This window comes from Lentibacillus kimchii (assembly GCF_042666895.1).
Classification (GTDB): Bacteria; Bacillota; Bacilli; order Bacillales; family Amphibacillaceae; genus Lentibacillus; species Lentibacillus kimchii.
This window is the reverse complement of the sequence record NZ_JBHTGR010000002.1, coordinates 64,779-77,692: the sequence shown is the minus strand read 5'-3', so window position 1 is coordinate 77,692 and position 12,914 is coordinate 64,779. Positions and strand designations below refer to the sequence as shown.

Annotated in this window: 16 protein-coding genes; 1 reads left to right on the top strand and 15 read right to left on the bottom strand. The window is 43.4% G+C overall.

Features of this window, described 5'->3' with window-relative positions; translation table 11 throughout:
• Positions 1-95 precede the first annotated feature (95 nt).
• The 3 genes from ACFQU8_RS01745 to cyoE all read right to left on the bottom strand — a co-directional run bounded on the left by ACFQU8_RS01745 (position 96) and on the right by cyoE (position 2,060).
• Positions 96-692 (bottom strand): transporter, encoded by a 597-nt coding sequence (locus ACFQU8_RS01745; RefSeq protein ID WP_382357440.1) that lies wholly within the window; start codon positions 690-692, stop codon positions 96-98.
• Between the two features lie 93 nt (positions 693-785).
• A complete protein-coding gene (locus ACFQU8_RS01740) occupies positions 786-1,058 on the bottom strand; it encodes a GNAT family N-acetyltransferase (protein ID WP_382357439.1) in 273 nt (90 codons plus the stop codon).
• Positions 1,059-1,118: 60 nt separating this feature from the next.
• Positions 1,119-2,060, bottom strand: a complete 942-nt coding sequence (gene cyoE, locus ACFQU8_RS01735) for a heme o synthase (protein ID WP_382357438.1) — start codon at positions 2,058-2,060, stop codon at positions 1,119-1,121.
• A gap of 269 nt (positions 2,061-2,329) precedes the next feature.
• Here cyoE and ACFQU8_RS01730 point away from each other — a divergent pair, with 269 nt between their 5' ends.
• Complete coding sequence (locus tag ACFQU8_RS01730; protein ID WP_382357437.1) at positions 2,330-2,608, top strand: phospholipase; 279 nt, start codon at positions 2,330-2,332, stop codon at positions 2,606-2,608.
• Between the two features lie 73 nt (positions 2,609-2,681).
• Here ACFQU8_RS01730 and ACFQU8_RS01725 read toward each other — a convergent pair whose 3' ends face one another.
• The 12 genes from ACFQU8_RS01725 to gatA form a co-directional block, all read right to left on the bottom strand.
• Complete coding sequence (locus ACFQU8_RS01725; protein WP_382357436.1) at positions 2,682-2,915, bottom strand: hexameric tyrosine-coordinated heme protein; 234 nt, start codon at positions 2,913-2,915, stop codon at positions 2,682-2,684.
• A gap of 90 nt (positions 2,916-3,005) precedes the next feature.
• The gene (gene rlmD, locus ACFQU8_RS01720) at positions 3,006-4,403 is read right to left on the bottom strand and encodes a 23S rRNA (uracil(1939)-C(5))-methyltransferase RlmD (protein ID WP_382357435.1); all 1,398 of its coding nucleotides are present in this window, start codon (positions 4,401-4,403) and stop codon (positions 3,006-3,008) included.
• A 166-nt stretch (positions 4,404-4,569) separates the two neighbouring features.
• Positions 4,570-4,869, bottom strand: a complete 300-nt coding sequence (locus ACFQU8_RS01715; protein WP_382357434.1) for a hypothetical protein — start codon at positions 4,867-4,869, stop codon at positions 4,570-4,572.
• A 228-nt stretch (positions 4,870-5,097) separates the two neighbouring features.
• Positions 5,098-5,259, bottom strand: coding sequence for a hypothetical protein (locus ACFQU8_RS01710; RefSeq protein ID WP_382357433.1), 162 nt, complete (start codon positions 5,257-5,259; stop codon positions 5,098-5,100).
• A gap of 97 nt (positions 5,260-5,356) precedes the next feature.
• Positions 5,357-5,818: a hypothetical protein gene (locus tag ACFQU8_RS01705; protein ID WP_382357432.1), complete on the bottom strand. Its 462-nt coding sequence runs from the start codon at positions 5,816-5,818 to the stop codon at positions 5,357-5,359.
• A 57-nt stretch (positions 5,819-5,875) separates the two neighbouring features.
• The gene (locus tag ACFQU8_RS01700) at positions 5,876-6,199 is read right to left on the bottom strand and encodes a hypothetical protein (RefSeq protein WP_382357431.1); all 324 of its coding nucleotides are present in this window, start codon (positions 6,197-6,199) and stop codon (positions 5,876-5,878) included.
• Between the two features lie 115 nt (positions 6,200-6,314).
• On the bottom strand, positions 6,315-6,593 hold the full coding sequence (locus ACFQU8_RS01695) for a DUF3953 domain-containing protein (protein WP_382357430.1): 279 nt from the start codon (positions 6,591-6,593) through the stop codon (positions 6,315-6,317).
• Between the two features lie 254 nt (positions 6,594-6,847).
• Positions 6,848-7,657, bottom strand: coding sequence for an ABC transporter permease subunit (locus ACFQU8_RS01690; protein WP_382357429.1), 810 nt, complete (start codon positions 7,655-7,657; stop codon positions 6,848-6,850).
• 2 nt (positions 7,658-7,659) lie between these two features.
• On the bottom strand, positions 7,660-8,541 hold the full coding sequence (locus ACFQU8_RS01685) for an ABC transporter ATP-binding protein (protein ID WP_382357428.1): 882 nt from the start codon (positions 8,539-8,541) through the stop codon (positions 7,660-7,662).
• Positions 8,542-8,971: 430 nt separating this feature from the next.
• On the bottom strand, positions 8,972-9,871 hold the full coding sequence (locus ACFQU8_RS01680; protein ID WP_382357427.1) for a diacylglycerol kinase: 900 nt from the start codon (positions 9,869-9,871) through the stop codon (positions 8,972-8,974).
• A 141-nt stretch (positions 9,872-10,012) separates the two neighbouring features.
• Positions 10,013-11,443 (bottom strand): Asp-tRNA(Asn)/Glu-tRNA(Gln) amidotransferase subunit GatB, encoded by a 1,431-nt coding sequence (gene gatB, locus ACFQU8_RS01675; RefSeq protein WP_382357426.1) that lies wholly within the window; start codon positions 11,441-11,443, stop codon positions 10,013-10,015.
• Positions 11,440-12,909 carry an Asp-tRNA(Asn)/Glu-tRNA(Gln) amidotransferase subunit GatA gene (gatA, locus tag ACFQU8_RS01670; protein WP_382357425.1) on the bottom strand — a complete coding sequence of 490 codons (1,470 nt, stop codon included), beginning with the start codon at positions 12,907-12,909 and terminating at the stop codon, positions 11,440-11,442. Before gatA ends, gatB begins: the two co-directional genes overlap by 4 nt.
• Positions 12,910-12,914: the final 5 nt, after the last annotated feature.

Sequence of the window (12,914 nt, the reverse complement as noted above, 5' to 3'; positions counted from 1 at the left end):
GATCTCATTCAGATTATATAGTATTATATATTGTATAGTACCAGATTATGAATCATAGTTCAAAGAGGTACCAGGTACATGAACAATTTATAATATTAGGAATTGTTCATGTACCTGGCACCCCGGTTGAACAGCCATTGGAGAGCTAATCCTTGCAGGGCGATGCCGAGGACTGTGACAGCTGTTAATGTCCAAATTGAGAGTGTTTGATCAAAATCAAAGATGCGGTGGCCAAAAAAGAATAAATAGCTAAAAACAGCGAACAAGGCTTCCCCATAATGCTGAACGCCATTTTCCAGAAACAGAATCAGACCTGCCTCACTTAACAGCAGCACGAGAATGCCCATAAGAATTAGTGATTTGGATGGTAATGTCATTCTTTCTAGAAGAGGGCTGAGATAATATTTCGTGATCGTCTTCAACCGGAATAAATGAACAAGCCTGACAATCCGCGCGATTTGGAAAAACTGATCAAAGGGAATAATAGCAATAACCAGAAATGGATTTTCCTTAATAAACACCCATTTTGAAGGCGACTTGATCAAGCGGGCCATAAAATCAATAAAAAAGATGCCCCACACAATCCAGCTGAGGGTTGAATTATAGGTGCTGTCGGTCCAGATCGTGATAATGGTCAGCATCACAAGGATAATCATGACAGATTCATAGAAAATGCTTGCCACTTTTTGCATGTGCATCCCTCTTTCAGCCACTTTAAAACCTGCAAAAACTAAAAAGCCAGGGTTCTAAACCCTGGCTGAGGCACAGTAATGAATCAGCGGTGTTTATTCCGCCAGTACATCCTGATACGCCGGTGTATCTTCAATAATCTGTTTGGCAAAGGGGCATGTTGCTTTGAGCTTCATGCCGTTTTCCCGGGCATGCGCAACAACCTTCTCGACCAGCTGGCCGCCAATGCCTGACCCACGCATGTCATCTGATACATACGTGTGATCAATATCCCAGGCACCGCCAGCCTCTTTGAACGTGACTTCTGCCTTTGGATGCTGCTGGTCACCAATATAAAATGTGTGATCACCTTGTTTGATATCCGCCATACTATCACTCCTTTATACATGGTATTCCCGGCAGCCGCGGTTATTAATCGTTTTTCTCGTTTAATTCAGCCAGGGCGAGGTTACAATAATCGCCACTGCAAGAATAATCATTAAATAATTGACCGATACCATAAACATCTTGTCCGCCCATTTCCGGTTCTCGGTTGTAAACATGCCACTGAACGCCAGAGCTAAATAAGCCATATTCAGCACTGTCGCTATCACAACAAATGCCGTGCCAAGAGGGAACAGTAAGAAAGGAAGCGGCACAAGACAGGCAATATACACGACCATCTGACGCTTCGTTATGTCCATGCCGTAGACGACCGGCAGCATCGCCACGTTAGCGGCTTTATAGTCATCATACTTGCGAATGGCAATGGCAAACGTATGCGGCATCTGCCAAATAAAAATAATCAGTGCCAGAACATATGGCATAACATGGGTCGCGGGTACAAGCGCAGCCCAGCCAATCAATGGTGTCACCGCACCGGAAATACTGCCGATAACCGTGTTCAGGGTATACCTACGCTTCGTTAGCATGGTATAGAATATAACATACGTAACCCAGCCAATCAGGGCATAAATAACAGCTTCAAACCTCGTGAATGCAAGCATTAAAAAACCCAGAACACTGGCAGAGCTTCCAATCCACATAACCGTCCGCATTGATATATTGCCAGTCACCGTCGGACGTTTTTTCGTCCTGTCCATCACCTTATCAATATCCGCCTCATACCAATTATTCAGCACGAGCGCTCCAGCCATCACGAGCGTACTGCCAATAAGCGTCAGTAAAAACAAACCAGCATTAGCTGTAAACGACGCCTCCGTGAAATAAACTGCCAGCCAGAACCCTGTGAAAACCGGCACAGCGTTAGCGATCAGGACCGGCAGTTTAAAAAGGGATTTCAGATCGGCCATTAAGGATACCTCATTTTCATTATCTGCTGCTATATCAGTCTGATTGATAGTTGATGACGTTATGATTTGTCTGCTCATCTGATCCACCCTCTCATGTGCACACTGCTTTATACAGAGTGATATCACTATACGTTAAGCCGAACTCGTTTAAATCGCCATTCTTAAGGAAACTTATGATAGCATTATCGGCTATATATATCCTAATTTATAATAACACATCCGGGGTGATAACCAAATCTTGTTCCATATGACATCTTTGTGACGCTTTAGGCATTTGAACAATCCGGCATCAGACTGGCTGCATATCTTATAGAAACTGAAACCGATTGAAAGGGAGGGAGGAGAAAATGATCCGATACAACAACAGGGCTCGTCCAGGACGCTGTGTCTTTCCTGGCTACCGCTTTTGCGGCCCGAACTGCAGCGGTCCGGGTCCACCGGTTAATATGACTGATGCTGCATGCCAGGCGCATGATGCATGTCTGGAAAGCGGTGGCTCACCATGTATCTGTGATCAGCTGTTTATTCAGCATCTCCAGAGACTGATGAATCCATACACAAAAGAGGGCAGGCAAGCTGGCACAATGTATTATGCCATGCGAATCGCAGCCCGTTTTCGATGCTGATCACTCAGCCAGCAGACGTTTTGAGTTACCTCACCAATAGCAATAAACCGGCTGAGTGAGAGCAATTTTTTGATCAGCCGCGTTTATACCAGTAATTATTGGCGGCCGCTACTGTCTCAAAATGAATCGCAATAACTTGCGATGACGCAATGAGATTCTCAGCATCCTCCGAATACTTGGGGCGCAGTTTTTTCCTGATCTTTTCAGACGGCTGTGTATATTGGATCCCTTTCTGGGCCAAAGTGATCGCCAATTCAAATCCTTCCTGCGGTGTCTTCGTCTGTAAACTGTTAATCCACTTCTCCATGAAACACAACTCCCTTTATAGTGTATCTTCTACACTATATGCCCATCACCGCACGACGTTCCTGTTTTCGTCTTGTCACAAAGCATCGTCTCAGACTGACGCGTCGGATACTTTCTTTTCCAGGCGGCACACGGCTTCCACGTGATGTGTCTGCGGAAACATATCGACGGGCTGCACTTCTTTGGCAGCATAACCGCCATCTTCGAGAATGCCTAAATCGCGGGCAAGTGTCGACGGATTGCAGGATACATAAACGATTCTGTCAGGTGCCATGCCAATCATTGCCTGTAATAATGCTTCATCACAGCCCTTTCTCGGCGGATCAACGACGATCACATTCGGACGCATGCCCTGGGCGGTCCACCAGGGCATCACTTTTTCTGCTTCACCCGTATAGAAGGAAGCGTTCGTCATCTGATTCAGCCGGGCATTTTTCTTGGCATCATCAACAGCATCCGGCACCACTTCCACGCCGTAAACCTGTTTAGCTTCCTTGGCCATGAACAGCGACAGTGTACCTATTCCGCAATAAGCATCGACCACGGTATCGTTTGCGCCGAGATTGGCGTATTCCAGTGCTTTATCGTACAGCTTCGTCGTCTGCGGCGGGTTTACCTGGTAGAACGACCGGGCGGAGATCGCAAACGTCAGGTCACCAATCTGATCCTGAATGTAATCGTCGCCCCAGATGGTCTGCGACTTTTTACCCCAGATTGCATTCGTCTCCTGATCATTAATATTGTGCACAATCGATGTAATATGCGGATAAGTCTTAAGCAATTCGTCCACAAGTTCATCCCCGTTCGGCAAGTCCGGCGTTCTTGTGATAAGAACAATCATCGTATCATTGGTTTTAGCAGCGGTGCGAACAACAATATGCCGCAATACGCCGGTATCCTGCGCTTCATCATAAGCGGAAATGCCGAGGCGGCTGGCGATGCGGCGTACGCCTTCCACCATGCGATCATTGACTTCATCCTGGATAACGCACGTCTCCATGCCGTCAATGATGCGATGGCTCCGTTTTTGATAGAAACCGGTCTTCAGTTCCCCATCATCTGTTTCGCCGACAGGCATCTGCACTTTGTTGCGGTAGCGCCACGGATCGTCCATACGAATAATCGAATGCACCGGTACATGGTCCAGGTGGGCGACTTTCCGCAATGTGTTTTTAACCTGCTCCTGTTTCATATCGAGCTGTTTATTATAGCTCATATGCTGCAGCTGGCAGCCGCCGCATTGATAAAACACATTGCACGGCGGCTCAACACGTTCCGGGCTGGATGCAGTCAACTTCAGCAATTTGCCGAAACCGAAGTTTTTATTAACTTTAACGACCTTCACATCCCCCTCTTCTCCCGGGAGTGCATATGGAACAAACAGAGGATAGCCGCTGATTTTCCCGACACCGTTGCCTTCATGCGTCAGATCCTCGAATTGAAGCGTGATGGTCTGGTTCTTTTTCACAGGTGCTGCTTGTTTTGCCATAAATATCTTCCTTTTCGTTCGTGAATGTGCTTTCCATCTTATCATACCCGCGATGCAAAAGGAATTTTCCCGAATAAAATACAGAAGAAATCGTTTGATATGCAAATAATAAAAAACGAGGCTGGCACTTATTTGATTCTCCAGTTTTTCTATGTACTCTCCCTTTTCAATATCCCATTTGATCTAGTCCGACCGCTATAATAATCATAATCACATCAATAATAGCTAAAATCCCAGAGATTTTTCCAACTGTATCCCCAAACCATATGGTGAAAATAGCTGTTAAAATGGCTAAAAAACCTGCAATAATCAAGAGTACACCAATCCTGGTCCCTAATCTTTCTCGATTAACTGGTTCCCATATTTGCGTGACATCTGCGAGAAATGAAAATACCATTTTTGTCCGAACAATATAACCCGCCCAGATTAAAAATGCACCGATAACAATACCTATAAATAGGCTCATATTAGATTTCACTCCAATTTTTAGTTCTTCTAGAAATCGTTGAACTGAACTGCCTGTTTTATTTCTGCTTTACAAGTATCATCGCATTTAACGCACCCTTTAATTCAAAAGGGGGATGCCTCTAAAATCATATATATCTTCCCTGACATCTAGTGCGAATGTTCAGCATAATGGCCCGATTCCAATATAATTCTTATTCCAAAATTGCGCCTGATTCCGGAATATTTATTAGTTTTCATTTTCTTTCTTATAAATCTTTTTTAGCGTTGCATTGATGTTATTTAAACTTATTAATATAAAGCCAAGCATTACGAATGTTATAATTTCGCCTGTAAAGAAAGATACAACACCTAAAATTAAAGCGTATAAAGCATACAACCAGTTATTCATATACAAACCCTCTCTTTTCTGAAAATCTGACCCGATTCCAGCACAATCCTTACGCCAGAATTGCACCCGATAGTTCAACAATGGGTAATACATGAACTCAAGGTCTCAAGCCATATGCGAGGTTGAAAATGATATATAGAAAAAATAATATGATACCGCTAAGCAGTACGGCTATTGTAAATTGAGTCCAGCGATTTTTTTCCAATGGTTTTATTTTTCGAATAATAGCGTATAGAACAAGTATGCCAATTGGAATGATAAAAGCAAAACTAAACCAGAATGCCCAATTTGAATTAACGTCCCACCCCTCTGGTATGACAGGACCATCATACATATTGTATTTCTCGTGAATACGGTGGCGACCGGTGATAAATACAATAGTAATAAGCGTATAATATAGGGCCACTGCCATTTTCACCCACTTATTATATAAAGCAGATTCCTTAATTAATAAAGATATCACAAGCAATAAAATGATAATAACGACAAGAAAAATGGTTAACCCTCCTATCCTCTCACACAAACATTTTTCCACAATCTGATCCGATGAGGCAGTCATAAACCGATTCGATCCCAATAATTCTATTTAATAAGCCCGTAGAATCGCCCAATTGTTTTATAATACGCTCCTATCGCGATATAAAAACAACGTAAGTGCATTTAACAGAATGGTAAAAATGGCAAGTACCGTTGAAGCAACAGCTACACCGCGCATTGTATCCGCCAAAGCAGCAAAGTCTTCAATGTTCACCAAGTAAAGGTTATAAAAAATTTGGAAACATATTGCGATAACGCAAGCGCTGAAACTGATGATAATGGAAAGAGCAATCCATTTCTTATTCTTCTGCTTTTTATTTGCAGCAATATTAATCATAGGAATTATCCAAGCTACTAATCCCAGTATCAAACTGCCGATGTTAAGCCAACCAGCATCAATCATATGTCATCCCGCCTTTTTTACAAAATTAGGTCATTTAGGTGTATCAACTATCTATCTGCCCTTATATACAGAACGGGCGCCATAAACATCAAGTTTTATACCGGAATGGCGCCCTTTAATTTAATAAGAATCCCTGTATGGAAACAAAAAACATAAACAACGAAACAATAATACTCATATAACCCCAAAATGCTTTTTTATCATTTTGAAGTTCAACTACTCCAGTAATCAAAGTCGATATACCTAATCCCAGCATCAGGTAAGGCATAAGCTCAAAATCTTGAGTTATCAGCATATAGCTAGCTAACACTGCAACAACTATTGAAAAAATTACTCGCAGTATCTTAAAAATAGTCTTCCCTCCCTCAATTTTGCCATCTTCAGAAAGACGCACTTATGAAGTTACCAATTATTGTACTGTTTGATTACCTGGCTCTGGCACTATTTCTTATTAGGGAAAAGTTCATTCCTTGAATAAACTTCACTCAAAAATTTTTTGACTTAATGTTAACATAATTATTTCACAAATTTAATTAGTAATGTAAGGATCTATAAAAACAATAGATCGAATCATTCAATAACACATAAAGAAGTCTACCCTTTTTAAGATAGACTTCTTTATAGGTTAAGCTATCTGCAAACCCTATTTCACAGTGGTAAATTACGTTTCCTGAAAATAAGCACTGCAATAACACATGTCGCAATACCAATTGAACCAAGCGTAGCGGATGATACCAAGACATCCGCCTCACCACTTGCAATGTTACCTGGCTCGTATAAAGAGAAAGGAGTGAAATCGCGAATCCAATCAATATCAGTCACAATTTTACCCATCATGTTCATGCCATAAAACAGGAATGTTAAGCCTCCCGCCAATGCAAAGGCATTCTTTTCATCATTAAACAGAGACGAAATAAGAAATGAATAACCTCCCACTGCAAAAAATAACAGAAATCCTACAACGTTAATTTGAAAAAATTCCCCGAATGCAATGGTGCTTTCAGTATCTATTAAAAATTCGGCAGCAAGAAATCCTCCACCAAATGTTAATACATGAATAACAATTAGACCGCTAATAAGTACTGTGATTTGTGTAACAGCAATTTGAACTCGAGAAACACGGGTTGACAACAAATAAGCCATAGAACCACGATCAACAAGGCCTGCAATTAATTGGACTGCAATCATGACACTGAATACACCAAGAATAAGCAAATAAAACAAACCATAATATTCAGCTGAAACAAACTGCCCATAACTGCTAAAAGATTCTAAACCCATTGCCCGCAAGAATGCATCAGGGAATATATCAATCAATTTATCAATTTCCTCCATATTCTTATCGAGCATAGGAAAGAGAGAAGTCATAAGTGTGACGTATAATGCTGAACCAAGACCAAAGCCGAGAACAGTCTTTAGGTTGGTTTTCATCATTTGCGTATAAAGTGAGAAATTCATAATCACAACTCCTCCCTATTATAATAATCCATAAAAATTTGTTCCAAACTTTGATCGTCAGCACTGATGTTTTTCACATGATAACCAGACAAAGTATCAATAAAAGCATCATAATTACCTTGAAGTTTAATGCTTACGGTGAAATCATCGATTTTTTCAGGCTTCAGTTCAGACTCCAAAATGGCTTCAACATCTTTTTTTTCAGTTAGTGTCACATTAAAGGCTTTCCGTTGCATGGTTTGAAGTTCATGAATGTTTCTCGTAGCAGCAATCTTACCATCCCGAATGATTGCAGCTCTATCACAAGTACGTTCAATTTCAGCAAAACTATGGGAAGACATAAGGAACGTTTTTCCTCTTTCTTTCTCCTCAAGCACCAAAGAAATGAAGAGTTTTTGCATAAGAGGATCCAGCCCTGATGTTGGTTCGTCCAGTATATAAATATCTGGATCATGCATAAAAGTTGCTACGATGCCTACTTTTTGCTTCATCCCTTTCGACATTTTCCGAATTGGCGTTTTTGGGTTGAATTGTAGTTTGTCAATAAGCTCTGTCCGCCGTTGTTTGTTATGAACACCTTGCATGCCAGCAATCATATTAAGGAAATCATGACCGGTCATGCCATCCAAAAAAGCAATTTCACCAGGAAGATAACCAACGTGACTTCGTGCTTCAGCTTGTTTCTCCCATGTGTCCAATCCCTTAATCGTTGCATAACCTTTCTGTGGCTTCATATACCCCATTAGATGACGTATCGTTGTTGATTTACCACTGCCATTAGGACCAAGAAATCCGAACACCTCGCCTTTTTCTACATTAAAAGACACGTCAGATATACCTTTTCCATTTGAAAACTGTTGCGTTAGATTTTCAATTTGAATCATCTTTTCTCGTCCTCCTTAATAAGAATGCGGACGGCGTTTAATTCATCAGCCCCGTTAGATAGAAAAAAGATACTTCTTCCGATTGAACGTGTTTATAGCCATACCGTTAAGCTTCTGGATCTTTTTGAAAGGTTCTAGTAATGCAATTTTCCGTCAAAAATATAAAGGATAGTTTATGTTGCCATAACACTGTATACAGCAAATGCTGAATGCATTCATAAATGAATATATTCGAATCAAATCATGATATGAATAGCAGGTCAAGATGGAATGAAAGGGTACTGTTTGAAACAAATAAAGAGCGACGTGTGACTGCTAAATTAAAATGAACAATAAGTTTCGCAATAAAAAAATAACACACCAATTATATGTGAATTGATGTGTCTTTTACTTCTATCATGTTAATTTTCGCCTCAGTAAGTGCACGGCTTCATTGGTTCAAAAACGCGTCCGGCACTAAAAGTTCAATATGCTGCGGCAAGTTTTCAAATTCCCCTGGCAGCAGCCCGCCGTATTCACCATCGATATTCAGCTGCATTTTTTCATCGGTGGCAACACTGATATGTTTCGCCTGCGTGTAAATGATGCGCTCATCATCAAGATGAGCCCCTCGCACAGCTTGTGTCGCTATTCGGACAAATTCGGCCAGATTCATTTTCTTCAAAATCAGCAGGTCAAAATAACCGTCATCCATCCGGGCGTCAGGGGCCAATTTTTCAAATCCGCCAACTGAATTTGTATTGGCAACAAGAAACAGCATAATATCTTCATTAATAATGGTGCCGTCGTATTCAATTCTGCTGCGTATCGGCCGTAATGACGGGAGCAATTCAATTCCTTTGACATAATAAGCCAGCTGGCCGAGAACCGTTTTTAATTTACTCGGCGCATCATAGGTCAGCTCTGTCAGTTTGCCGCCGCCTGCAATATTCATAAAGTAGTGCTCGTTCACACGTCCAATATCGAGCGGTTTTGACTGACCCGACACTAAGATATCCACAGCTTTATGAATCGCACGAGGGATATTCAGAGCTCTTGCAAAATCATTCGTCGTACCGGTCGGGATAATGCCGAGTTTCGGACGGTGCGGCTGCTCGGCTATGCCTTTAATCACTTCATTAATGGTTCCGTCACCACCCGCAGCAACAACCAGATCAAAATAACCGGCAACTGCCTGTTCAGCCGCAACCGTTGCGTCACCCTCACCTGTTGTGGCATGAGCTGACGTTTCATAGCCGGCTATTTCCAGACGGTTCATCACAGCTGGCAGTTCACGTTTGAAATTTTCCCGTCCGGATGTCGGGTTATAAATAATACGTGCTTTTCGCATATCCGCTCCCCCTCCCGCGCACGACTAAGCAGTTTAGCGGCATCGTATCAAAATGCGCCCTTGAGTCGAAGGTCAAACAAGGGACTGCTGCCATATATGACAGCAGCCCGATTGAACACGTTCTCTTTCAACGCGGCGGCGTTACCGCTTATCCATTTCCTGCTGCAAAATCTTGTTGACCATTGGCGGATTAGCCTGGCCTTTCGTTGCTTTCATAACCTGACCGACTAAGAACTTAATAGCTTTGTCCTTGCCGTTCTTATAGTCAATGATCGATTGTTCATTCTCATCGAGCACTTTCGTAATAATGTCTGTCAGCTGGCCTTCGTCAGAAATCTGAGCCAGTCCCTGATCCTGAACGATTTTTCCTGGGTCGCCACCGTTCTCCACCAGTTCGGCGAACACTTTTTTGGCTATTTTGGACGATATCGTGCCGTCTTCTATCAATTTGATCATTTTAGCCAACGTCTCAGGCGTCAGAGCCAGTTCGTCCAATTCTTTATCGTTCTTGTTCATGTAGGCAGACACTTCATCCATCATCCAGTTAGACGTCTGTTTAATATCAGCGCCGTGGCTGACGGTTTCTTCAAAAAAGTCAGCCATCTCTTTCGAAGCGGTCAAAACACTGGCATCATATTCGGGCAGCTCCAGTTCCTGAATATAACGCTGTCTGCGCGCATCCGGGAGCTCTGGAATCTTATCTTTAATCCGTTGTTTCCACGCTTCATCAACGTGAAGAGGCGGAATGTCCGCATCAGGATAGTAGCGATAATCCTCGGCTTCTTCTTTCACACGCATAAGAACCGTTTTTTTCGTTTTCTCGTCAAAACGGCGTGTTTCTGACTGGATCTCACCGCCCGACAGCAGCTCCTGCTCCTGGCGTTTCGCTTCATATTCCAGACCTTTTTGGACGAAGGAGAAGGAGTTGAGATTTTTCAGCTCGGTTTTAACACCAAATGCTTCCTGGCCGACCGGACGAACGGACAGGTTCGCATCACATCTGAGTGAGCCTTCCTCCATTTTACAGTCCGAGACACCCGTGTACTGAATAATATTTTTCAGTTTCTCCAAGTAAGCATAGGCCTCTTCCGGCGACCGGATATCCGGTTCGGAAACAATTTCGACCAGCGGTGTTCCTGCGCGGTTAAAGTCCACCAGCGAATAACCGTCATCCTGGTGAACCAGCTTGCCGGCATCCTCTTCCATATGCAGGCGGGTGATGCCGATTTGTTTCTTTTCACCATTGACTTCAATCTCTATTGAACCGTTTGATCCAATCGGCTGTTCAAACTGAGACAGCTGATAGACTTTGGGATTGTCCGGATAGAAATAGCTCTTCCGGTCAAATTTCATGTCAGTGGCAATGTCGCAATTCAAGGCCATAGCCGCTTCCATCGCATAGTTAACGGATTCCTCATTCAATACCGGCAAGACGCCTGGATAAGCGAGATCACCCGGATTCACATTCGTATTGGGTTCATCCCCAAATGCATTGGGGCTTGGGCTGAAAATTTTCGATGCTGTTTTTAATTCAACGTGGACTTCAAGCCCTATAACTGATTCAAAGTTCATGATTGAGCACCTCCTAATTGAGGGCGTTTTGTATGGTGTTCAGTTGCTTGTTCATATGCGTGCGCCGTGCGATAAACTGTGCTTTCCGCAAACGGTTTTCCGATGATTTGCAGGCCGATTGGCAGCCCTTGTCCGGAAAAACCGCATGGAAGCGATAGCCCAGGCAGTCCGGCCAGATTCACGGGAACAGTCAGCATATCGTTCATATACAGAGCCATGGGATCATCAGTGCTTTCGCCAGCTTTAAATGCAGGCGCAGGGGCTGTTGGGCCGATAACGACATCGTAGTCACGCAGAATGTTGTCAAAGTCCTGTTTAACCAGTGTACGGACCTTTTGTGCTTTTTTATAATAGACCTCATAATTGCCGGAACTGAGCGCGAATGTTCCAAGCATAATCCGGCGTTTTACTTCATCGCCAAAGCCTTCAGCCCGGGAATACGTAAACATATCATCCATGTTATCTGCTTTATCCGAACGCTTACCAAAGCGGACACCGTCAAAGCGGCCCATGCTGGCAAATGCTTCACCTGAGGAGATCATCTGGTAAGCTGCAACAGCATACTCGGAATGCGGCAGGGACACTTCTTCCCATTCAGCACCGAGCGATTCATAAACTTTCAGCGCATTCATAACAGCGTCTTTAACTTCCTGTGCAACACCCTCACCGAGATACTCTTTAGGAACGGCAATCTTCATGCCTTCCATATTGCCATCCAGGGCGTCAGTATAGGCTGGAACCTCGGCAGCTGCACTGGTGGAATCCATTTTGTCCTGGCCAGCAATCACTTCAAGCACGCGGGCGTTGTCTTCAACTGAGCGTGTAACCGGGCCGATCTGGTCCAGCGATGAGGCAAATGCAATCAGACCAAAGCGTGATACACGCCCGTACGTCGGTTTCATGCCGACAACACCGCAGAAAGAAGCAGGCTGACGGACAGATCCGCCTGTATCGGAGCCAAGTGAAAAGACAATTTCACCGGCGGCAACAGCTGCTGCTGAACCGCCACTGGATCCGCCTGACACATAATCAGTGTTCCACGGATTGCGTGTCACCTGAAAGCTCGAATTTTCCGTTGTTGAGCCCATCGCAAACTCGTCCATGTTTAATTTGCCTGCTGTTACCGACTTGTCGGCTTGTAATTTTTCGATAACGGCAGCATTGTACAGCGGATTGTCAAAGTCTTTCAGAAATTGACTGGCACTTGTTGTCCGCAAATTTTTCGTCACAATATTATCCTTAATGCCGTTGGGAATACCAAACAAACGGGCACTGGCATCCGGCGCATCATCAAGCTGCTTCGCCTGACTGCGGGCATGCTCCTCATCCAGGGTCAGAAACGCCTGAACCTGGTCATCGACTTCACTGATCCGGTCAAATGAGGTATTAACCAGATCTTCAGCCGATATTTCCTTTTTATGTAGCATCTCTTCCAGTTGCTTGATGCTGTGATCAAATAAGGCCATCAGTT